General features: G+C 42.9%; 22 protein-coding genes. 7 read left to right on the top strand and 15 right to left on the bottom strand.

What is annotated here, in order from left to right; all coding sequences use genetic code 11:
• Positions 1-54: 54 nt before the first annotated feature.
• Positions 55-636: a Fe-S biogenesis protein NfuA gene (gene nfuA / locus I8J31_RS08885; protein ID WP_199467964.1), complete on the bottom strand. Its 582-nt coding sequence runs from the start codon at positions 634-636 to the stop codon at positions 55-57.
• A gap of 250 nt (positions 637-886) precedes the next feature.
• Here nfuA and I8J31_RS08880 point away from each other — a divergent pair, with 250 nt between their 5' ends.
• The 5 genes from I8J31_RS08880 (at position 887) to fusA (ending at position 7,259) form a co-directional block, all read left to right on the top strand.
• Positions 887-2,548 carry a nitrite/sulfite reductase gene (locus tag I8J31_RS08880; RefSeq protein WP_199467962.1) on the top strand — a complete coding sequence of 554 codons (1,662 nt, stop codon included), beginning with the start codon at positions 887-889 and terminating at the stop codon, positions 2,546-2,548.
• Complete coding sequence (locus tag I8J31_RS08875) at positions 2,532-3,014, top strand: DUF934 domain-containing protein (protein ID WP_199467960.1); 483 nt, start codon at positions 2,532-2,534, stop codon at positions 3,012-3,014. Before I8J31_RS08880 ends, I8J31_RS08875 begins: the two co-directional genes overlap by 17 nt.
• A gap of 119 nt (positions 3,015-3,133) precedes the next feature.
• Positions 3,134-3,802 carry a TIGR04211 family SH3 domain-containing protein gene (locus I8J31_RS08870; protein ID WP_199467959.1) on the top strand — a complete coding sequence of 223 codons (669 nt, stop codon included), beginning with the start codon at positions 3,134-3,136 and terminating at the stop codon, positions 3,800-3,802.
• A 13-nt stretch (positions 3,803-3,815) separates the two neighbouring features.
• Positions 3,816-4,985, top strand: a complete 1,170-nt coding sequence (locus I8J31_RS08865; protein WP_199467957.1) for a cation:proton antiporter — start codon at positions 3,816-3,818, stop codon at positions 4,983-4,985.
• Positions 4,986-5,168: 183 nt separating this feature from the next.
• The gene (gene fusA / locus I8J31_RS08860; RefSeq protein WP_199467956.1) at positions 5,169-7,259 is read left to right on the top strand and encodes an elongation factor G; all 2,091 of its coding nucleotides are present in this window, start codon (positions 5,169-5,171) and stop codon (positions 7,257-7,259) included.
• Positions 7,260-7,410: 151 nt separating this feature from the next.
• Here the strand turns inward: fusA and I8J31_RS08855 are convergent, their stop codons facing one another.
• The 14 genes from I8J31_RS08855 to I8J31_RS08790 all read right to left on the bottom strand — a co-directional run bounded on the left by I8J31_RS08855 (position 7,411) and on the right by I8J31_RS08790 (position 22,566).
• Positions 7,411-8,463 (bottom strand): aldo/keto reductase, encoded by a 1,053-nt coding sequence (locus tag I8J31_RS08855; RefSeq protein WP_199467955.1) that lies wholly within the window; start codon positions 8,461-8,463, stop codon positions 7,411-7,413.
• A 124-nt stretch (positions 8,464-8,587) separates the two neighbouring features.
• Positions 8,588-9,775 (bottom strand): cytochrome-c peroxidase, encoded by a 1,188-nt coding sequence (locus I8J31_RS08850; protein WP_199467954.1) that lies wholly within the window; start codon positions 9,773-9,775, stop codon positions 8,588-8,590.
• A 161-nt stretch (positions 9,776-9,936) separates the two neighbouring features.
• Entirely contained in the window at positions 9,937-10,197 is a 261-nt protein-coding gene (gene minE, locus I8J31_RS08845; protein WP_199467953.1) for a cell division topological specificity factor MinE, read from the bottom strand.
• Between the two features lies 1 nt (position 10,198).
• Positions 10,199-11,008 carry a septum site-determining protein MinD gene (gene minD, locus I8J31_RS08840; protein WP_199467951.1) on the bottom strand — a complete coding sequence of 270 codons (810 nt, stop codon included), beginning with the start codon at positions 11,006-11,008 and terminating at the stop codon, positions 10,199-10,201.
• A gap of 102 nt (positions 11,009-11,110) precedes the next feature.
• A complete protein-coding gene (gene minC / locus I8J31_RS08835; protein WP_199467950.1) occupies positions 11,111-11,851 on the bottom strand; it encodes a septum site-determining protein MinC in 741 nt (246 codons plus the stop codon).
• Positions 11,852-12,186: 335 nt separating this feature from the next.
• Entirely contained in the window at positions 12,187-15,888 is a 3,702-nt protein-coding gene (locus I8J31_RS08830; protein ID WP_199467949.1) for an AAA family ATPase, read from the bottom strand.
• Positions 15,885-17,213, bottom strand: coding sequence for an exonuclease subunit SbcD (gene sbcD / locus I8J31_RS08825; protein WP_199467948.1), 1,329 nt, complete (start codon positions 17,211-17,213; stop codon positions 15,885-15,887). The genes I8J31_RS08830 and sbcD overlap by 4 nt, the downstream gene beginning before the upstream one ends.
• A 51-nt stretch (positions 17,214-17,264) precedes the next feature.
• The gene (locus I8J31_RS08820) at positions 17,265-18,101 is read right to left on the bottom strand and encodes a 2Fe-2S iron-sulfur cluster binding domain-containing protein (RefSeq protein WP_199467947.1); all 837 of its coding nucleotides are present in this window, start codon (positions 18,099-18,101) and stop codon (positions 17,265-17,267) included.
• A 296-nt stretch (positions 18,102-18,397) separates the two neighbouring features.
• The gene (locus I8J31_RS08815) at positions 18,398-18,691 is read right to left on the bottom strand and encodes a type II toxin-antitoxin system RelE/ParE family toxin (protein ID WP_199467946.1); all 294 of its coding nucleotides are present in this window, start codon (positions 18,689-18,691) and stop codon (positions 18,398-18,400) included.
• Entirely contained in the window at positions 18,692-18,958 is a 267-nt protein-coding gene (locus tag I8J31_RS08810) for a type II toxin-antitoxin system Phd/YefM family antitoxin (RefSeq protein WP_199467945.1), read from the bottom strand.
• 218 nt (positions 18,959-19,176) lie between these two features.
• Positions 19,177-19,965: an SIR2 family NAD-dependent protein deacylase gene (locus I8J31_RS08805; RefSeq protein WP_199467944.1), complete on the bottom strand. Its 789-nt coding sequence runs from the start codon at positions 19,963-19,965 to the stop codon at positions 19,177-19,179.
• Positions 19,965-20,519 (bottom strand): non-canonical purine NTP pyrophosphatase, encoded by a 555-nt coding sequence (locus I8J31_RS08800; protein ID WP_199467941.1) that lies wholly within the window; start codon positions 20,517-20,519, stop codon positions 19,965-19,967. The genes I8J31_RS08805 and I8J31_RS08800 overlap by 1 nt, the downstream gene beginning before the upstream one ends.
• Complete coding sequence (locus tag I8J31_RS08795; protein ID WP_199467939.1) at positions 20,509-21,492, bottom strand: amidohydrolase family protein; 984 nt, start codon at positions 21,490-21,492, stop codon at positions 20,509-20,511. The genes I8J31_RS08800 and I8J31_RS08795 overlap by 11 nt, the downstream gene beginning before the upstream one ends.
• 141 nt (positions 21,493-21,633) lie before the next feature.
• A complete protein-coding gene (locus I8J31_RS08790) occupies positions 21,634-22,566 on the bottom strand; it encodes a 5'-nucleotidase (RefSeq protein ID WP_199467937.1) in 933 nt (310 codons plus the stop codon).
• A 395-nt stretch (positions 22,567-22,961) separates the two neighbouring features.
• Between I8J31_RS08790 and I8J31_RS08785 the strand changes: the two genes are divergently transcribed.
• Together I8J31_RS08785 and I8J31_RS08780 are read left to right on the top strand one after the other, a co-directional pair.
• A complete protein-coding gene (locus tag I8J31_RS08785; protein WP_199467935.1) occupies positions 22,962-23,204 on the top strand; it encodes a type II toxin-antitoxin system Phd/YefM family antitoxin in 243 nt (80 codons plus the stop codon).
• Positions 23,205-23,241: 37 nt separating this feature from the next.
• The gene (locus I8J31_RS08780; RefSeq protein WP_369122887.1) at positions 23,242-23,448 is read left to right on the top strand and encodes a type II toxin-antitoxin system RelE/ParE family toxin; all 207 of its coding nucleotides are present in this window, start codon (positions 23,242-23,244) and stop codon (positions 23,446-23,448) included.
• Positions 23,449-23,457 lie beyond the last annotated feature (9 nt).

Here is a 23,457-nt window from a genome sequence, read left to right as displayed (position 1 = left end):
ACCACATCAAGTGGTTAGCCCCTTTTTTAAAGTCTTGGTTTTAACGAAATACCCTCACATGAAGGCGTTTTCTGTAACACTGTGATCTGTTGAATCTTTTACCGCAGTAAGACCCGGCACTTTTTCAATCAAGGTTTTTTCAACCCCTTCTTTCAATGTCAAATCTACGGCACTACAACCTTGACAACCACCGCCAAATTTTAATACTGCTACTTGACCATCTAGCACCTCAAGAAGACTCACCTCACCACCATGAGCAGCCAATCCCGGATTAATATCAGAATAAAGTACATAATTAATCTGATCTTCAATCGGGCTGTCCGCCGTCACTTTAGGCATTTTTGCATTCGGTGCCTTAATGGTTAATTGACCTCCCATTTTTTCAGTGGCGTAATCAACATACGCCTCATCCAAGAAATTCACCGAGTTTTTTTCAATATAAACCTTAAGCTTAGGTAGATTTAAAATCTCATCCGTCTCATTCACTTCGTCTGGACGACAATAGGCAAGACAGGTTTCTGCATAAGGAGTACCTGGCTGCTGGATAAAAATTCGCACAGCAATACCTTCTACCCCTTGCTTTTCAAGCAATGAAGAAAGGTACTCTTGGGCACTATCAGTAATGGTAATATTCATAACAAGCCTTTCTAAAACCTACAAAACGATTAATGGCCTATATATTACAGCAGATGACGAGCAATGCCAAAGACCTAGTAAAAAAGTAAGGTATTTTCCTCTTTCTATATGCCAACAAATGTTAAGTCGATTTCTAAATAAGCCTTATTAGCAAAACCCCTAAAGATATAGATAAATATTCATTTTTAGAATAAAGGATCTTTGTTAGTATAGCGCGACTAAAAATTTATCAACCACGGTTCATTTCTCTATGTATCAATACGACGCAATTGACCAACAACTTGTTGAAGAGCGTGTAGCACAATTCCGAGATCAAACTCGCCGCTATTTAAACGAAGAGCTCAGCGAACAAGAATTCTTGCCATTACGCCTGCAAAACGGACTTTATGTACAACGCTACGCGCCAATGTTGCGTGTCGCTATTCCATACGGCATGCTTTCCAGTGAGCAGCTACGCAAACTAGCTGATATTAGCTGCCGTTATGATAAGTCTTACGGTCACTTTAGTACGCGTCAGAACTTACAATTGAATTGGCCAAAGTTAGAAGATGTGCCAGATATTCTAGCGGAACTGGCCGAAGTACAAATGCACGCAGTACAAACCAGCGGCAACTGTATCCGTAACACGACAACCGACCAATACGCTGGTGTTATTTCCGACGAAGTCGTAGATCCTCGCCCATATTGTGAACTCATCCGTCAATGGTCGACTTTCCACCCTGAATTTGCCTTCTTACCACGTAAATTCAAGATTGCTGTGAACGCGACCGAGTCAGCTGACCGTGCCGCAACACAGGTTCACGACATCGGCCTACACATCAAGAAAAACGATGCAGGTGAGATCGGCTTTAAAGTGATTGTTGGTGGTGGTCTTGGCCGTACTCCCATGGTTGGTGTCACCATCAGCGAATTTATTCCTAGGGAAGATTTGCTAACTTACCTAGACGCGATTATTCGCGTTTATAATCAACATGGCCGCCGCGACAACAAATACAAAGCACGAATTAAAATTTTAGTAAAAGCCCTTGGCATTGAAGAATTCCGCAGCCGTGTAGACGCCGAATGGGCACATTTACGCGGCAAAGAAAGCACAGTCCCAATGACTGAATTCGAACGCCTGCAAAACTTCTTTACAGCACCGGCTTACGAAACGCTGCAAAATAACCCTGAGAACCTGACCAGCAAATTAGCAAGCAGCGCAGGTTTTGCCCGTTGGTACGAGCGCAATACGTTCGAACACAAAACAGCAGGCTACCGCATTGTCACCTTAACGCTTAAAAAAGCAGGACAAGCACCGGGAGATGCAACAGCGGATCAAATGATAAAAGCCGCTGATCTTGCTGATCAATATAGCTTCGGTGAACTGCGAGTCAGTCATGAGCAAAACCTTGTATTGGCTGATGTCCAACAAGACAAGCTCGTTGAGCTATGGGAAGCATCAAAAGAAGCGGGATTTGCAACACCAACCTTAGGCTTGCTAACCGACATGATTTGCTGCCCTGGCGGTGATTTCTGCGCCTTAGCAAATGCGAAGTCCATTCCTATTGCGGCACAAATTCAAGACACCTTCAATGACCTAGATTACCTATACGATCTTGGCAATATCGACTTGAATATTTCTGGCTGCATGAATGCCTGTGGTCACCACCATGTTGGCAATATTGGTATATTAGGCGTCGACAAAAAAGGGGAAGAGTTCTACCAAATTTCGATTGGTGGCGCTTCTGGCCATGACGCCAGTATTGGTAAGATTTTAGGGCCGTCCTTTGCTCAAGAAGACATTAGCACCATCATTCAACGATTAATGAATGTCTATGTAGAAAATCGTTCTGAAGAAGAACGCTTTATTGACACTTATCGCCGCGTTGGCATCACACCATTTAAAGAGGCCGCTTATGCCAAAGCTAATTAAAAACGGTGAAATCATCGACAATTCATATACATGGATTCAGGATGCAGACCAAGCAGTAAACTCGACGAGCATTGTGCCTGCGCAAAAATGGTTAGCCGAACAAGAAACCATTGGCAAGGTTGCCGGCATTTGGCTTGCTGCGGGTGACGGCACAGAATGCTTGCACGACATTGATCTAAGCCAATTCGATGTTATTGGCATTCACTTCCCTGCTTTCGTAGACGGGCGCGGCTTCAGTTATGCTCGCCTACTACGTGAAAGATTGAACTTTAAAGGCGAAGTCCGTGCTCTTGGTGAATTCATTCCAGACCAGCTCGGCTATTTGTTGCGCGTCGGATTTAATGGTTTTCAGTTCAATGAAGAAGTGGACCTAGAAAAAGCATTAGCGCTCCATAAGCCGTTTTCTATTAGCTATCAAGGTGACGTGTCTGAGCCAAGACCCATCTTCTTGCGACGTCAAGCCTAGTTAAGTCCAGAATAATACCAACAAAGGCCCTCTCGAGGGCCTTTTTCTATTGCGTATTTCGCCCCTCCTGTCTATCGTACTAAAAGAGATGAAGTGATTGATTACTAAAGGAACTTAACGTGTCTAAAAAAATCTTTATCAGCCTCGTAGCTGGCTTATTACTTTCTACCACTGCGCAATCTGCGACAGTATATATTTCTGATGTGCAATTTGTTGCTGTAAGAGAAGGATTAGACAACAGCAGTAGAGCCGTCGAAAGAGGACTAAAGAGTGGCACGCCATTAGAAGTACTAGAACAACTCGATGGTCACACCAAGGTTATTACCCCAAACGGCAATGAAGGTTGGGTAGCGGACTATTTTTTAAGTGACTCTAGAGTAACAAGAGATCAACTAACCACACTCGGATCTCGATTAACGAAAATATCGAAAGACAAGGTAAATGTTGAAAAACAACTACAAGCTAGCCGTGTAGACATACAAAATCTAAACAAAGCCATCACCTCCCTTAAAGGTGAGAATGCTATACTGCAAGAACAGCTAAAAAAACAAACAGCCTTAGCAGAAAAAGCGAAAGCTATTGTTTCGCAAAATGATGACGTGAGCTACCAGCTTGAAACACTCAAGCAACAAACCCAAGCAGCACAAGCCATTGCTCAGGAACTGCAAGACTCTACGCAACAGAAATGGTTTATGCTAGGTGCCGCGACATTATTTGGTGGTTTGATCCTTGGATCCTTACTTCCCCTATTGCGTCGTAAAAAAACCTCAACAGGCTCTTGGTCTTAATTAAGGAAAATACATGGAAGCATCGATAGTACACTCCTTCTTTTTGATATTTGCAGGAGCGGCAGTCGTTGCCTCTATCGCACTATACACACGACAACCCATGATAATCGCCTACATAGCCCTAGGCGTTTTACTTGGCCCTTCAGCACTGTCGTTAATCAACGAACCAAAACTCATGGACGAAATGAGTCACATAGGCATTATCTTCTTATTATTTTTACTTGGCTTAGACATGCAGCCAAGCCACTTAATCAATATGCTCAAAAAAGCCTCTTGGATCGCCCTATTAAGCTCTGCGGTTTTTGCCCTGTTAGGCTATGGTGTTGCTATTCTCTGTGGCTACAGCACGATTGAAAGCCTCATCATTGGTATTGCCATGATGTTCTCGAGCACCATTGTCTGTATCAAACTATTACCCACCACTGCGCTTCACCATAAGCACACAGGTGAACTGGTTGTTGGCCTATTACTATTACAAGATATGATCGCCATTGCTGTATTGCTAATTCTCTATAGCATGTCAGAGAGTGAAAGTAGCGGAGCAATGCAATACCTTAAGCCTCTTATCAGCCTGCCCTTATTAGTAGCTGGAGCATTCCTCTTCGTTAAATACATTTTATTAAAGCTCATTACTCGCTTTGACCGTTTTCATGAATATATTTTCTTAGTTTCTATTGGTTGGTGCCTTTCCATGGCGGTACTTGCTGAGACAGCAGGCTTATCTGCCGAAATGGGCGCCTTTATCGCTGGTGTCGCCTTAGCAACCAGCCCAATATCTCAATACATCGCCACCCACTTAAAACCACTGAGAGATTTTTTCTTAGTGTTATTTTTCTTTACCATAGGAGCCAGCTTCAACCTTGACCTACTTGGCTTAGTCATCATTCCCGCTTTAATTCTTGCGATTAGCTCCATGTTAATCAAACCAATCGTTTTTCGCTTTCTACTAAAAGGCATAAAAGAAGACGCTAGCACCTCTTGGGAAGTGGGCTTTCGATTAGGACAAGTAAGTGAATTCTCTCTACTGATTGCCTATCTTGCCGCCAGCATAGGCCTGATTGGTATCGAAGCATCACACGTCATTCAAGCAACGGCTATTTTAAGCTTTGCCCTATCCACCTATATCGTAATCTTGAACTACCCTAGCCCCATCGCTATTTCAGACAAATTACGCCGAGATTGAGCCATTTTCACTGTTGTTTTATCTGCTTAAAAGGGCCTTAAAAAACTTTTCGGCAATGCTTTTAAAGTCCCTCTTCCTTTAGTTACATAAAATATAATAGAATAGCGCGAAATACCTGACTGCCAATAGAAAGTCTTGTATAATTACGCGCAAATTTCGTCCTCACTTATTTAGAGTAATGTAATGGCTGACTTATCAAAATACAGAAACATCGGTATTTTTGCTCACGTTGACGCGGGCAAAACTACGACTACAGAACGTATTCTTAAACTTACCGGTATTATCCACAAAATCGGTGAAGTACATGAGGGTGAATCTACTACTGACTTCATGGAACAAGAAGCTGAGCGCGGTATTACCATCCAGTCAGCTGCCGTAAGTTGCTTTTGGAAAGACCACCGCTTTAACGTTATCGACACACCTGGACACGTTGACTTCACAGTAGAAGTATATCGTTCTCTTAAAGTTCTCGATGGCGGTGTTGGTGTATTCTGTGGTTCTGGTGGTGTTGAACCGCAATCAGAAACAAACTGGCGCTATGCCAATGATTCGGGCGTTTCTCGTATCATTTTCGTAAACAAACTAGACCGTTTAGGCGCTAGCTTCTACCGCGTAACAAAACAAGTAGAAGACGTTCTTGGTGCGACACCACTGATCATGGTACTTCCTATTGGTACTGAAGATGAGTTCGTTGGTGTTGTTGACCTATTATCTCGTAAAGCTTACGTATGGGATGATTCTGGTCAGCCAGAAAACTACAGCATTGAAGATGTTCCTGCTGACATGGTAGATCAGGTTGAAGAATACCGTGAGATGCTTATTGAAACAGCAGTTGAACAAGACGACGACCTAATGATGGCTTACATGGAGGGTGAAGAACCTTCTATTGAAGATATCAAACGTTGTATCCGTAAAGGTACTCGCGACCTTGCGTTCTTCCCTACTTACTGTGGTTCGGCTTTCAAAAACAAAGGCATGCAGCTTCTTCTTGATGCCGTTGTTGATTACCTACCAAACCCTACTGATGTTATTCCACAGGATCTAACTGACGAAGAAGGTAATCCAAACGGTGAAAAAGCTATCGTTGATGCTAGCGAATCATTTAAAGCCCTTGCCTTCAAAATCATGGATGACCGTTTTGGTGCCCTAACCTTCGTACGTGTTTATTCAGGTACGCTAAACAAAGGCGACACGGTTCTAAACAGCTTCACCGGCAAAACAGAACGTATCGGCCGTATGGTTGAGATGCAAGCTGACGATCGTAAAGAAATCAGCACAGCACAAGCGGGTGATATCATTGCCATTGTTGGTATGAAAAACGTACAAACTGGTCACACTCTATGTGATCCTAAACACCCTTGTACGCTTGAAGCCATGGTTTTCCCTGAGCCTGTAATCTCTATCTCTGTTACACCTAAAGATAAAGGTGGCAACGAGAAGATGGGTATTGCAATCGGTAAAATGGTTGCAGAAGATCCAACCTTCCGTGTGGAAACAGACCAAGATTCAGGTGAAACCATTCTTCGTGGTATGGGTGAACTTCACCTAGACATCAAAGTAGACATCTTGAAACGTACTTACGGTGTAGATCTAATCGTAGGTCAACCTCAAGTTGCTTACCGCGAAACAATCACTAAAGAAATCGAAGATACTTACACACACAAGAAACAATCTGGTGGTTCTGGTCAGTTCGGTAAGATCGATTACCGCATCAAACCAGGTGAGCTTGGTTCTGGCTTCACTTTCTCTTCTAGTGTTGTGGGTGGTAACGTACCAAAAGAATTCTTCCCAGCCGTAGAGAAAGGCTTTAAGTCTATGATGGACGAAGGCGTTCTCGCTGGCTTCCCAGTGCTAGACGTTGAAGTTGAGTTGTACGACGGTGGCTTCCACGCAGTTGACTCCTCTGCTATTGCCTTCGAAATCGCTGCCAAAGGCGCTTTCCGTCAATCTATCCCGAAAGCCGGTCCTCAATTGATCGAACCTATCATGAAGGTTGATGTATACACTCCTGATGATCACGTTGGTGATGTAATCGGCGACCTTAACCGTCGTCGCGGTATGATCAAAGACCAAGAGAAAGGCGTAACTGGCGTTCGCATTAAAGCAGACGTCCCTCTTTCTGAAATGTTTGGTTACATCAGTTCACTACGTACAATGACATCAGGTCGTGGTCAGTTCTCTATGGAGTTCTCTCACTACCTACCATGTCCATCAAACGTTGCTGAAACCGTTATTGCTGCAGCGAAAGAGAAAAAAGAAAACGAAAAGAACTAATTTCTTTTTAATACTTTTTTTAAAAGCCCAATGCGAAAGCATTGGGCTTTTTATTGCCTAAAATAACTGCCTTATTCATTGCACCTTATTTTAAAGACAAAAAAAGCGCCGAAGCGCTTTTTTAATAACCTAACAAATCAGTAAGAACAGACTAAAAAGGCAATGGATATTGCTTGAATACTGCCATAATGTCATCTAATGCCTCAGGAGATAATGTCATATCAAACGCATCTAAATCTTCTTTAAGTTGCTCTAACGAAGTCGCACCAATAATCGTCGATGACACACCATCCACTTGATCACACCAAGCCAAAGCAAGCTGAGCCGATGTCATTTGATACTTCTTCGCCACTTCCATATAAGCGGTAACCGCTTTATCTACTAATGGCGTATCACGAAAAATACCGTTGCGCTGCGCGTAACTCCAACGACTCCCTTCTGGTCGAGCACCATTTAAATATTTCCCTGTTAACGCCCCTGCCGCAAGTGGCGACCAAGGCAAATAGGCAACATCCTCATGGACACAATTTTCAATAAGGTATGGCCAATCTTTGGCGTGCAATAAACTAAACTCATTTTGAATAGAAGCCACACGAGGCAAATCATGTTTTTCACTCAACTTAAGATATTCATTAATTCCCCAAGTAGAATCATCTGATAGGCCAAAGTGACGAATTTTACCGGCCTTAATACAAGCATCGATCCCACGAAGAATATCCAGCATTTGTTCCGAATGAGCGACACGGTCTACATCGGTAAAAGAAATATGCCCTGGGAAATGTTTAGCGAAATGAGGAGAATTACGATTCGGCCAATGCAGTTGGTACAGATCAATATAATCAGTTTGCAAACGCTTAAGGGAAGCATCTACAGAAGAGATAATAGCCTCGCCCGTTATTGGGCCGCCATTACGGACATAACTAAGCCCCATGCCAGCAATCTTGGTTGCCAGAATAATCTCTTTACGGCGAGAAGGGTTACGAGCAAGCCAGTTTCCTATAATGGTTTCGGTTTTACCATAGGACTCTGCATTCGGTGGGATAGAATACATTTCAGCAGTATCAATAAAATTAACGCCATTTGCTAAAGCGTATTCAATTTGAGCTTCTGCATCGGCTTGAGTATTTTGGGTGCCCCATGTCATGGTACCCAAACATACTCGAGAAACGTCTAAGCCAGTCCGGCCAAGCGGTACATACTTCATTATTTCAACCCTTTATATCTGAGTAGCACATCAAAGCTGCACTACAAAATAAACGAAAGGATCAATGTAATAAAAATATGGCTAGCAAGCCAGTTTTATCAATGAAAACAAAAAGGAGGTTTCCCTATTTATCCTTTAGTAAAGGCTCATAACGCTTATCCGTTAGCGTTTTCAGAAAGGCAACAATGGCATCCACACGCTGATTATCTAACGCCGGCCCTTTTTCAAGCTCTATAAGGTCAACGTTTTGCGACACTTCAGGCGCCACCCAAGGCTTGCCAGTTTCTGGGTTAATCGTTCGACTAGGATTATTGAATTTATCATAAAAAAGTACCACGGTACGCAAGTCCTTAAACACACCATTGTGCATATAAGGGCCAGTAACCGCCACATTACGTAAAGAAGAAACTTTAAACTTGCCCATCTGCTTAGGGTCATTTATGGCAGGGTTTTCAAACAAACCAAGGTCTTGCTTATTACCGTTATGGGCCATTAAAGCAGGGTTTGCCGGCACACCAATATTGCGATACTCATAATTACTAAAGGTTTCTTGGGGGTTAAAAGGCGAAGAATTGATCTGATGACAAGATTTGCAATTGGTAAACTGATTAGAAAAGAATAGGGTTTTACCTAATGCTTCCTGTGGCGTAAGTTTAATTTCGCCCCGCAAAGCCCGATCATATCGTGAATCAAAAGGCATGAACAAAGGCGTTTTTTCAAAGGTCGCAATCGCATCGGTAATCGCCGAATAGCCCCTGTCAATATCATTCAGCACACCCTTTCCATAAAGCGTATTAAATTGGCTAACATAAAGCGCATTCTCTTTTACCCGAGCCACCACAGCATCATCATCAGGCATCGCCATCTCTAGCGGATTCAGAAATGGCCCTTCCGCCTGCTCAGCTAAACCAGACGCCCTACCATCCCAAAATTGCCCACCACGATATTCGTCATTTGGCATACGATGAAAAGCCGGAGAAAATGCGGCATACGCCGCCGTTGGCGCATTGCGCCCCCCCATAGAATGGCCATCACTACCCAATGACACAGCCCCATCCAGTGCCTCTTTACGGTTATCCGTAAAAGCACTGGCAATATTATGGCAGCTAGCACAAGACTGGTTGCGCTCTTTGGACAAGTTAGTATCGAAAAATAACTGAGAACCCAGTATGGCTTTCGGATCATTAGATGGAATAGGTAATTCCGCCGACACTTTACGAGCTTTCGACTTATCGACAACAGCTTGATTAGGCTGACTACAACCCACTACAAAAATAGAAACAGCAATCACAGCAAGAGAAAAACGCGACATTCTATTTTACTCTACAAACCAAAAATGGGATAAAATCATACACCTAGGTCCAAGTTAAATAAAACCATGGCCGTTACCTAAAACAATAAAAAGCGCTAATTAAGACATATATCAACCACCTAATTTAACGCCTTCTACTTTTAACTATTGCTTTTAGAACATTAATTTTGATCGGGTAAAGTGACGTTCAACTCTAGCACTGAACAATCATCGCTATTATCAAGTTGAATCTGCACATCCTCATTACCCACCTTCACATACTTGCGAATCACATCAATAATTTCTTGCTGCATTTGCGGTAAATAATCTGGCTGCTGACGCTTGCTACGTTCATGGGCAACAATAATTTGCAAACGGTCTTTAGCAACAGAAGCAGAACTGGTCGATGCGCTTTTGCTTTTAAAATAATCGAAAATTCCCACACTAACCTCCTAGCAGTCGCTTGAAAAAGCCTTTTTGTTCAACTTCCAAGAAACGCAAAGGACGCTCCTCACCCATCATACGGTCAACCGCATCCATATACGCCATACCCGCTTCAGATTCAGTATCCAAAATAACCGGGGTGCCTTGGTTTGACGCTTTAAGGACCGCTTCCGATTCAGGAATCACGCCCAATAGAGGAATAGCAAGAATGTCTTCTACATCAGACACACTCAGCATTTCACCTAACTCGACACGCTTAGGGTGATAGCGAGTTAATAACAAATGTTCTTCAATGGGTTCTTTACCTTGCTCTGCACGCTTTGATTTACTCTGTAAAATGCCCAATATTCGATCAGAGTCTCGAACAGAGGAAACCTCAGGGTTCGTCACCACAATGGCAACATCTGCAAAATACAGAGCCATTTGAGCGCCCCTCTCTATTCCTGCAGGTGAATCACAAATAATGTAATCAAAATCTTTAGCAAGCTCTTCTAAAACGGCCTGCACACCTTCTTCTGTTAATGCCTCTTTATCACGGGTTTGAGAAGCCGGTAGAATGAATAAGTTTTTTGTTCTCTTATCTTTAATCAAGGCTTGAGAAAGCGACGCTTCTTTATTGATCACATTAACAAAGTCATAAACCACGCGACGTTCACAACCCATGATCAAATCAAGATTACGTAACCCCACATCAAAATCGATGATAACCGTCTTATGACCCTTTAATGCAATACCAGTCCCTATCGCCGCACTGGATGTTGTTTTGCCAACCCCACCCTTGCCTGAAGTGACCACAATGATCTTTGCCAATGCCATATCCCCCAATAACTCGATTGCGAGTTTATTAAAATTGTCTATCTAAATAGTGAATCTAAAATAATGAACCTAAACCAGTAGTGTTCAATCATTAACTTAAAGCGGTTCAACGGTTAAGTTGTCGTCAACTAATAGCACTTGAGCGCCTTCTTTCCAAACAATATCTTGCAACGCATCGCTCAACATAAAATTACCTGCAATGGAGACCAATTCCGCCTCCATGCTTTGACAAAATATACGGGCATTGATATCCCCTTTTACTCCAGCCAGAGCGCGGCCTCGTAAAGCACCGTAAACATGGATATTACCATCCGCCAACACTTCGGCGCCGGCACTTACTTGAGTCAGGACCACCAAATCACCTTCCGCATAGACCTGCTGGCCGGAACGAATCGGTTTAGTGATCACTTTCGTCTGTGGCGACACCAAGCGCTCTTCCACAACCGTCTTAATCACCACATCAGGATCTGCTTTTGCGACTCTTGACTCTAAGGCAGCGGCTTCTGAAATTGCAATTTGACGCGTTTTACTCGCTGGCAATAACGGCACCATCACATCGGCATGCCACTCAGGTATTTTTTCCGCATGACAACGCCAACCAATCACACTCAAGCCAAGACGATTAACAGACAGCACCAAAGCCTCAAGCTCTTTCAACGAAAGCAAAGACTCCATTTTAGACACATCAATAATAATAGGCGCCTGACTAAAAAACTGTGGCACTTGTGCAATCTTTTCTTGCAGCTGAGAAACAATCTCCTCAAATGAGAAGGTTTGAATCTCTAATAAAAACGTCGTAACAACACTTCCTTTAAGCCGGAAGCCTGAATCAAGCATGAAAACTGTCCTTTTCTAAAACGGTAAATAGCCCAAAAATCGTTCAAACTATACTCAACCATCATTCATTATCAAAAGCAGCACTATGTTAACAAGCCAAAGGTCGAAAGAAAGCATTCATAAAATGCCTTACACTTTCCTGAAAGGCCCTTACTGCTCTCTTATAGTGCTAAGAATAACGTAAAATGCGCAATAATAAACAAAAGATTAAACGTTTGATTTAAATAAAGTTTTACAACTTACTTACACACTTATTCTCATATTTCTGGGGAAAACTTTTGCACCATTAGCACACATTAAACGCGCCTCATAACACAAACACAGATCAGCCAAGGTTATTCTTGCGTCGAGAGCACTGCAAACTCTGGCGACAAACGACTCACACCTAATCCACTCTGCTTAGTTAATTTTATTTGCACCGGAATTCGCTCTTTCAGCGCACTTATATGACTGATAATACCAATGGTTTTACCGGATGAATGCAAGTTGTCCAATGCATCCAACGCCGACTCCAGCGTTTCACTGTCCAACGTGCCAAAGCCTTCATCTAAGAACAAAGAATCAATACTGGTTTTATGGGACACCAAATCCGACAGCGCCAAGGCCAAGGCCAAACTCACCAAGAAAGATTCCCCGCCGGATAGGGTTTTGGTATCGCGGGAAACATCAGCCTGCCAGGTATCCACCACCGCCAACGACAACGCCTCAGCGTTTCTCGCTAACTGATAGCGACGATGCAAAACAAGCAAATGCTGATTCGCCAAATACACCAAATGATCCAATGTCAGGCTTTGAGCAAAGCGGCGAAACTTTGCACCATCCGCCGAACCAATTAAATAATTCAAGCGATCAAGATGCACTAAACCATCGCGCAAGGCCTGTAGCTCCGCCATCGAGGCTGCGGCTTGCTCCCGTCGACTTTTCTCTTCTTGTATTTTCTGAGTCGTCTCACCCAAGCCTTGATACAACTGCTTTTGTTGCTCTTCAAGCGTCTCGACCAATGCCACCAGCTCATCAAACGCCACACTTTCTACATTGTCATTCTTAGGTTTCAATGCAAGATGAGCCGCACAAGCCTCTTCTGCTTGTTTTAACAACGCCGTTTGGCGAGTCAATGCGTCTTTTAAATCCACAGAGATTTGCAACAAGGCACGTAAATCCACATCGGACAAACAGGCTAATTGCCAATCTTGCTCACCCTTAAAGCCCTTTTCTTTTAAAGCCTCAAGCCAAAGAGTTTGTGCCGCATCGACCTCCTTGCCTAAAGCCACAAGAGACTTATCCAGCGCTTTTACATTCGCCGACAAGGCCGCCCGTTCCGTTTGGGCTTGCTCTCGCGCCTTCAACACAGCGTCATATTCTTCACGCTTTAACACCAAGGCCGCTTGGGCTTCTGCACGGCATTCCGACAGGGTTTTGCCGTTTAGTTTTTTCATTAACTGCACATCCAACTGGCTCAGCACCTTACTCAGCTCATTCCCCTGAGCAACCACCTCATCCAACTGAACGGCACTCTCTTTGACTCGCCCTTCTAAGGCCGTCACTTCATAACCCAGCTGTTCCACTTGCTGAGCTTGGGTATCATGATTCTGCTTTGCTTCTTGCCACTGCTGTAACGAGGTTTGCAATGCCAGTAGAGACTCTGCCAAAGGCGCTGCCAAATACCGCTCTGGTACTTGCGCAGCGCCTATCGACGCCATTAACTCTCCCTGAATACGCTCTTTCTCGGTGACCGTCTGCTGATAATCCGCCTGTTTCGTCTCAAAAGCCTGACGAAGCAGACGACCTTCAGATTCCAGCTCTTGAAGCTGCAAGGCCATGTCTTGAAGTTGAGTCTGACTCACAGTGAACTGCTCTTCTAACCCCAACCGCTGCTGATGCTTTTCTAGCAAAACAGCGTTCAGTTCATTCGTGCCATGCCACCCTTGTTGAATCAAAGAAACGCAGTGCGAAACCTGTTCTCCGTCTAACACATCGACCGGACCACTTACCCTCAAACCATTCACCAGCGCCAACAATTCCGTTTCCGCCGTGGCAAGTTCTTTTAACAAAGCCAGCCGTTGATCCTGACGCATTTCCAATTCGCGGACCAATACCTGTTGGTTGGCCTTTACACCTTGCCCCGCGTGAACCAAGGCATCAAGTTCAGCCGTTAACTGCTCCAACCTCTGCTGGTTTTCAACATTCACCTCTTGATGCAATGCCTGACTAAAATCATGCTCATGGGAGCCGCATAAGGGACAAGCCTGATGATCTTCCAAGCTAGCCCGCAACTCATTCAACGACACAATATGACGCTCAGCATCCACCAACCGAGACAAATCCACACAATGGGCATTTTTCTCTTTATAGGTTTGCCTTTGCTGAACCAGTTGCGCTTCTTGTTGCGCCATCTTAGTGTTCAGCTCAGCAATCGCCCCATCGATCTCTTGACCTTGCAAACATTTGGATTGATAGGATTCATAACGTGCCTGCAAATCGGCCGCTTTTTGCTGTTGCGTTTCTTCATGGCGAAAATGCTCTTGCCACTCGTTCATTTCGCGGCCAGACGATAAAGAAAGAAATTCATCTACCTGCGTTTTTAGCTGCTGTTCAATCGCCGTAGCATTGGCTTTTTGCTGCTCATGACCTTTGCTATGGGTAGCAAACAACGCCAATGCGGAATCTAAAGAGGCTTTCGCGCTAGCCACTTCCGCCCTTAACTCAACCAACCTTTGCTCTTGCGTTTCCACAGACGCTTGCTGGTATTGCCAGTTGGATAATTGCGTTGCTATTTTTTCTGGGCTTTGCCACTCAGATAAACTTTTTTGGCTTTGCTCCGCCGCTTGTTTGATCTCGCTTACTTGGGCTTTTTTCTGCTCTAATGCTGTTAAGCTCTCGTTATGCTTTTGCTCAATACCCGCACGGCGATTCGTCACTTCCGCCAACTGTTCAATGGTACTGTCTTTACGGGAAAGCAAAGGCTGAATAACATTCGTTATCTCTTCGTTTAGCGCGTCCCATTGGGCGGTTTGCTCATCAAACGCCTGTTTGCCTGTTGCAGCGTTTTCTTCCAGTGTTTGAAACGCTGTGCTTTGTTCATCGCGTTTTTTAGCAACCTCCGCTTGTTCGGTTTCAAGCGCCACCAGCCGACGCTGCAAGTCTTGCAAACCTTGCTGCTGGGGCAGTAACTTATTGGCCACTTCAGCACCATCTAGTGCGCTTTGTTTTGCTTTAAAGCTAGCCAAAGCCGCCACCGCTTCATCGTGCTGTTCAACACGGCTAGTCCGTTGTTCGGCGAACCTTGCTTCCGTTTGTTGCCACTCTAGATTTTGCTTATGGCCTTTTAACTGTGTCGTCAGGGTCTTGTCTTCGGCTTTATAAGCCTTCTCTTGCTCAACGAGGGCTTGCAGTTCCTCATCACTTAGCAACTGACGCTGAGCATTGACCGCTTCTAACTGGGCAATTTTCTGACGCTCGGCTTTGTGTTTTTCAAACACCCATTTAGACACCTGACCATAAATTTCCGTACCGGTGAGCTCTTCTAGTAATTCCGCTCTATCGTTGGCACTGGCATTCAAAAAGGCCGAAAAGCCCCCTTGAGCCAACAACATAGACTTGGTAAAACGGGAAAAATCCAACCCAGTAATTTCGGCTATTTTGTCTATTTTCTCGTTTATCTTGGTGGTAACAATGGTGCCGTCCCGTTCGCACAGCTCACAGGTCATCGGCTGTAACTTGCCCTCGCTGCTTCCCCGCGCGCGGCGCTGCCCCCAAAAGGCTCGGTAACCCTTGCCTTTAATCTCGAACTCCACTTCTGCAAGGCATTCCGCCGTATGGCGAGTCATTAACTCATTCTGACTCGGCGACACCTTTAAACGAGGCGTTTCGTGATACAAGGCCAAACAAATGGCATCCAGCAAGGTAGACTTACCCGCCCCCGTCGGCCCGACAATAGCGAACACGCCAGCATCGTCAAACGGTGCTTTAGTAAAATCGATTTCCCATTCCCCTTTTAGGGAATTGATGTTTTTTAGGCGAAGCTTACAAATCTTCATGCTTGCTTCTCCTTGGTGTTTTTCTTGTTCGCGTTTAGCTTCTCGGCAGCATCCAATTCCGCTTGCTCGCTCTCTTCCATTTCCACCAAACAGGTATTAAACAAAGCCGTCAGTGTCGCGGCTTCTTCGTCATCTACTTCTAGATTCAACTGCAAGTTTTTCTCGAACACATCTTTTACCGTAAGCTCAGACAAGGTTTGACGAGATTCAAACACATCTTTGTTTTTCTCAACCGCGCTCTTACGCATCACACGCAATAATTCAATGGGCTTATCGACGATGGCTTCCATCAATCGCTTATGCACATCACTTAAATACTCATCGGCTATGACCGTCACCTCTAGCCAAAGGCTTTGGCCTTCGCCCTCTTCCGGTAATGCGAGTGCTGATAGCTGTTTCAAGACACTTTTCAGGTTACCTTTTAGACTCTGCATCGGCTGAAAGTTAGGAATCGTCTGCGTCTGTATTGGCTCTTGTCTTTCTTCAAACAAATCCATCAGCGGTGCTTGTTCACCAAAGGCCGATGTATCAATCATCACTAGGGATTTCTCGCGGCCTAATTCATCAAAGCTCAAAGGAATCGGCGAACCGCTGTAACGAAAACGCCCATCTTTACTAATCGCCTGTGCGCGATGGATATGCCCAAGGGCAAGGTAATCGAATTTAGGAAACACCGAGGTCGGCAAGGCTTCTAAGGTACCCACATACAAATCCCGCACCGACTCGCTCACCTGCCCACCCATGGCGGTAAGATGCCCAGTACCGATAATCGGCACAGCTTGCTTAAGGCTTGCGTTCTTCTCACAGGCCAGATCAAACACCTGCTGATAAAAGTCGCCAATTTGCTCTAACAAACTGAGCTTCTTATCTTGTTCAGACTGGCCAGACACACTTTTCATCACATCTTTCGGGCGCAAATACGGCACAGCGCACACCCAAGCGCCTATCTCACCTTGCTGGTCTTTAAGCGGGATAACATGAGATTCAAGGTCATCAAGATTGCCTTGGCTGGCAACCTGAGTATCTAGATAGGAAAGCAGGCTTTTCGATTCATTGAGCATACTCACAGAATCGTGATTGCCCGCCACAATCACTAATTGGCAGTGGCGTGCTTTCATGTCTAACACCAGCTGATGATACATTTCACGGGCATAGCTTGGTGGCGAACCCGTGTCGAAAACATCCCCCGCAATAATCACCGCCTCGATCGACTCCCTGTCGACCAGCGCCAGCAACCAATCGATAAACGCCCTGTGCTCATCTCGGCGGGACTTTCCCATAAAATGTTGACCAAGATGCCAGTCAGAAGTGTGGAGAATTTTCATTAATACAATCCATTAAAAATATAATTAGGTCTTTTCATCAGCCACATAAAGCTAACGAACAAAATGCAGTTGTGTGGTACGAATACGTAACGGCCGTAACGCCTGCGCCCACTCTATTTCAGACACATTCTGCCCGTGGTAAATAATCTGTACGTTCGCGTTTCCAGAGTCGGCAGAAGCTTGTTTGATAAACTCGACAAAAGCGTCTTCTGTTAACGCCGTAGGTACATCGACCGATGGAGAGAAAGCAAAAAAGCCCAGCACCTTCGCAGCAGCCTGCTGCAAAGCCTCGCGCCAGTAACCTTCAAATAAGGCATTTTCTGGCGATGCGATCACCATAACGGGCGAATCTGCCACGCCCATTTCATACAACAAGCGACCTTTGCGGACACCAGATGAAAGCTGAACCGGTAACTTGTCCCCCACAGACAAGGACAATACTGCTTGCCAGACGGTGGCAGGCAATGACGCTTGCTGGACAATGATTTTTAACGGCGCACCGGCTTGATTTAATGCCATGTGTTCAAAGAATACGGCTTCAGGCGAGAAAGCCACCGACACCCTATCCCCAAAGGACTCATCACTGGGCCCGAGCAAGGTCAGTTCCATGGCAGCGTCACTGAGGGTTTGTAGGGAAACAATGGAAAAGGGAAAAGACGCAGACGGCGAATAGCTTGATAACACCATCGAAGAAAACACAGACATTTGGCAGGATAAAAGGGATTCACAGTTTTGCTGGTCATAAAGGCGACAAGCCCCACAGGCACCCGCACGGCAACCGTGGCGAACATACGCGCCTTGAGACAACAAAGACTCAAGCAAGTTATCACCCGTCTTTGCGTCAAACGCCTTACCGTCCAGCTCTACCGTTAACTCTCGTGAATCCATCGTGCAACCTAAGCCCTTCATGATGAAGGCTATTATGGCATTTCTGGATGGCTACCGCTTTACTTTATCAAGGTTACAAGCGCGGCAAGTGAGGCAAACAATCTGCAAAATCCCTTCCCCTTATGGCTTTCAAGGGAAAAGTTAGGATGGGGTCGCTCGTATGCGCAAAATGACATTCCGCCTCGAAACTCGCGCCTACCTCGTTGGAATGTCATTTTGCTTTACTTAGAATTAACAGTTGATGGTTTGCATATATTAAATCGACAACTTTGACCCTTGAGCCGAATTATTTACTGTCACTCTTCTGGAAGTAACAGTAGCCTTTCACTACGCCAGACTCTGACTAAACTAATTCTTACAGTATTTCGCAAGTAGACGATTCTAAAGGGAGGATGGATAATTTCACGAATATTTTCCTGATCAAATTCAGGCACTTTTCGACCCGAATCAGGGTGTTCTGTCAGAGTTTGTATTTTGTCAAAGATAGAAGTCACCATTTTCTGGCCTACATTAGGAACGCCTTGCTCTTGGTAATACAACTTAATATCTTGAAGGTCATCTAATGCGGACTTTGCAATCACTAACTTCATTCAAATACCCAGCGCCTTTTTGGCTTCATCCAAAGTTAGGGTATTTCCCTCTCGAATATCTGCAAGCCCTTTAGCCACAGCTTTTACGAACAATAATTCTTCGGCTGTTTTTTCATAATCATCAACCCCTTGAACAACCGCAACACCTCTGCCTCGACTTGTTACGAGAATAGGACGATGTGTTTCACTCGTACGCCCTACTACCTTCCCCGGATTCACTTTTAAATCGGAAAGAGGGATAACATCTTCAGAAAACTTAATTGCCATGCTACTGCTCCTTTTATTAATAGGTCGATTAATAGCACCTGTTTAAAGACACTGTCAATGATTAAAGCTCTAGAGAAAGTTGGGCTCGTATCCGCAAAATGACATTCCTCCTCGAAACTCGCGCCTACCTCGTCGGAACGTCATTTGGCTTTACTAGGGTTAATGGTTGCCTATATGAAAAAGCCAATCACTGGGATTGGCTTTGAGGAGTTGCTGGATTACTGGAACTTAGCTAGAAACTCTAATAATGCTTTTTGCGGATCATTTTCCTTTGAGGTAAGCATTTTTATACCCCATTGTTCTAATATTGTTTCTTGAATCGGATTTGGCCTATGTGTAAAAACATAAGACTTAGGCTGAACCCCACCTCCGTTATTAGACTTCCATAATTTGGCTAGCTTGTAAAAAAGAAACCTAAGATTCACATCCGTTAGACTGTATCCAATAAATAATACGGATTTTCCAAGAACATCTGATCTAAGTTTTATATCCAAAGGAGTTTCAAACTCTAACCGCTCATAGTAACTTGACTCGTCCAATACAATAGTGTCATCGTTATCAAAGTCACCATGAAATTTTATAACTTGAGTTACTCCGTCTTTAATCTTGGCAATATCAGATACGCCCGCAATTTTTGTGTATTGCTTTTCATATAGTTCATACGATTTTTCTAACCATCGATCATAATTCGTAGTATAAACCATTGGAAATTTCGAATTTGCAATAAGCTCATGAAGCTTAGAACCTTGCAAATCTACATTGGCAGAATGCCAATTTGTATCCATCCAGCTTCGGAGAGGACCAATACTACCTGTTTTCAGCCTATAGTATTCAGCCAAGGCCAAACTATCACCAAAAGACTTATATATTTCAGGATCATACCCTAGTTCATCAGCAACATGATCTATTAGTTCTGACCATGTAGGAAGACCAAGGTTTTTAGATATGCCTGCGCCCACAAAAAGGATGACATTTCTTTCTCTATAAGATGCTACAAGGTCATCCATTACAAAAACTCCGAAACTAAAAAATTTCTAAAATTGTCAAAAGCTAATTTCCGCATAGATATTTCATTCTTTTTTTCGCCCATTTCAGCGAATGTATCTTGAAAACCTTTTGGTATAAAGACACAGTCCCATTGAAAGTCCCTGCTGCCTCTTGGCTCAGGAGCAATGTTTCCTTCTATAGCCCCTTCAAAAGTATAAACTTTTTTGGCATCACAGAATGCGATGACTGTTTTTGCAGTTAACAATGTATTTTCTAACCCACCAAACAATTCAGAGAACTTTTCTGCCTTTAATTTATCCCAAAAAACCTGAGTTAGACCACCGGGAAATCCTTGTAAGCTATCAATATATAACCCTGTATGCTCAATAAATACAGGGCGCCCAACTTTGCTGAACGCTTTTAAAGCCTTATCCCTGACAATAAGATTAATATCTTCTGTCTGTATTTCATGAATTGTCAGTGGCGCATGGACTATTGAAACACCAACACCTCCCAAAATAGCTTCCACTTCTAGGAATTTATATGGGTTCTTTGTAACGAAGTTAATTTCCATACAGTCCCTTAATAAAACTATATTTTTTTTGATTCCTATACATATCGTGCAAATGCTGTGACGAACTTGTCTCACGATAAAACTCTAAATAGTCATCTGTAAGGCTCGATGCATGTATTGAAGGATTATCTGAGCATATTACAAAGGGAACCTTATGATTTATAAATTCAATTACAGGATGTAATTCACCCTCACCTACTGCATTAGTCAATCTATTACTTATAAGACAAACTTCGACGCATATATCTTTTTCTCTAAGTAACTCCAAAGTAGATTGAGATTTTATAGCGGCTGTTCCATGTCCAATTCGATCAGCTTTAAAATCATTTACAGCTGTTTCTATATTTTCAAAACACCCTGTTTCACCGGCATGTATAGTGATTTTTAGTCCAAATTCAGTTTTAGCGCGAATAAACTCGTATGGCAGTGCATTAGGATAATCAAGAGCTTCATCTCCTGCTAAGTCTAATCCAACAATTAATTCAGGCTTTCCTATTTTTACATAAGCATTTAAAAGCAACCGGAGGATTTCTAAAGAAGATTTACCTCTAGTAACCGTTAATATTAATCCAGCCTTAATTTTGTAATATTCAGATGCTCTTGAAATATCATCTAATAACCAAGACATTGCCACTTCGATGTTAACGTTATTGAGTAAGGCTATATATAAAACGCTATTCCTAATTTCGACAAATTTCACATTGCTTTTTCTTAGGTTTTCAAATGAATCAAATACAATCAAAGTTAAATCAGATCTGCTTTTAGGTATGAGCCTTAAAACATCCCAAGGTTTAAGATACGAAGTTAAGTTCTTAGCAGGCTCTAAAATATTCAGATCTTTTTTCAAATCAAAACTTTGTGGTATATCAACTGCACTTTTTTCGAGTAATTTAATTACAACTTCCGAGCTTACTAATCCATTAAGATGAACATGTAACTCTCCTTTTTTCATATCTAAAATTGAATTTACCATCACTACCTAATTATAATTAAAGACAAAGAAGACTCGTTTAAAAGAAATTCATTATTTAATTAATTTTTCACACTAAAATTTAAAAAATAAATCTTAGTGTGTAGAGATTCTCTTGAAATTAATAAAATCCCCCCACAATCCTTAAGTATTTTTCACACCAAATGGAATATGAACCGAAGGTGCAACGATACTGGTCGAGTTCAAATGCTGCGATTGATCATCAAAGAAAATATGTGGCTTAAGCACCTCTAGTATTAAGCCTTTATCAACTCCGCCTAAGAAAAATGCATCATTTGTAGTTACCCCCCACATTTTCAGAGTATTCAATGCTCTTTCATGTGAAGGAGCGTTTCGAGCAGTAACAATTGAAACCCTTAGCCGGTTTCGATATTCAGATTCAGATTGCTTTTTCTTTTCTTCAATTTTTTGAATAGCTGAGATTTTCACCAAGAATTCTTTCAATGGTCCAGGGTTATGCGGCTGCAAAACATTTTTTGTTTCATGCTCATGAAACTGTTTAACGTCATTAGTATTATGCATGACAGTTTCAGATTCATCGTCTGCTAAAACGCCGTCAAAGTCGAATGCAATTCTTAAATCTACATCATCCTCATCAATCATTGCTGATTTTATTACATGACCCGCTGGATAACCCAATCCAATAGCTTCTCTTACATCATTTGAATTACCTGATAAAAATAACGAAATACTTAACGCTGGAATATATTCATAAGGTGATTTACCTTGCATAAAAATCGCACGAGAAATAGGCAAACCATGATATTCAATTGATTTCATAACACGAAGCCCCGTATCTGGATCATTACGTGATAATAGTACAACTTCAACTAATGGATCTGAGTCAGGTTTTTTACTCAAGTTATTAAGAGAAAGTAAGCGTTTTATAAACGAAAATGACATTCCCTTATTTAACGGGTTATTAACATTCTCCGATTGATACTTCCGATACTCTTCTTCACCTTTTGTACGAAAAACATTATCCGACTCTGTCAAATCAAACATTGCACTTGAAGCAACACCGATAACTAGCCTTTTATCCAATTCATAGGGCATACAAATACTCCGAATTTTTATAATAAATAAACAATTTTTAGGCCACAGTTTTTTCAAATACTAGTGCCATCTGTACTTGTACAAGGGGGGTGTTTCGGAATTACTCTGTAAGAAAAATCCATCTATCACTGCTTCCCTTTCTTGCTTAAAACATTACTACAAGTCCCTTTCATAAAACCACACTATATTTGTGAGTTTTCTTTAACACATCAATGAATTGTATTGGATTAGTTGTTGGCGGTGTGTCTCTCGGTTCAAGTTCGTCTGTTAGTAAAACATTACTCCAACTTCCTCACTCTCTTTGAAAAAAAAAGCAAATCGCACGATTTAATCGCTTTAATTAAACATGCTATAAATTATACTTTTTTCGTCATTCTAAAAAATGGAACTCAATTATGTATAGGTTAACGGCAAACGATGCCAAGAGAAATTTTGGTGAGTTACTTTTAAGCGCTCAACGCGAACCTGTCATCATTAGCAAAAACAGTAAAGACACGGTTGTCGTGATGTCGATGAAAGACTTTGAAGAAATTGAAGCCATGAAGCGTGATTACCTAAAACACTGCTTTGAGTACGCGAAGAAAGATTTAGATAGTGGTGCGACTGTCGATGGTGAAACGTTTCTAAACTCTCTTTAGATAGGCTATTCACCACATATGCAAACATAAAACCACCTTGCTGTTAGGCTTTCAACATTTGGCGGATAACTCTGGATTGGGGCGAAGCTGTGGTGAGATATCCCCAAAAGTTTTCTACTTCCCCCTTGGTAAACATGTCGTTTATTACACAAAAGAAGCGGGGTTCATTCTTATTGTCGCTATTCTAGGTCAATCCCAACGACCAAAAAACACACTCATAGGGTCGGACTTAACGGCTGACTGAAAAGCCCAA

The sequence above is a fragment of the Marinomonas transparens genome (assembly GCF_016463975.1).
GTDB classification, from domain to species: domain Bacteria; phylum Pseudomonadota; class Gammaproteobacteria; order Pseudomonadales; family Marinomonadaceae; genus Marinomonas; species Marinomonas transparens.
Note: the sequence above shows the minus strand (reverse complement) of the source record. Positions and strands in the feature narration are given on the sequence as shown.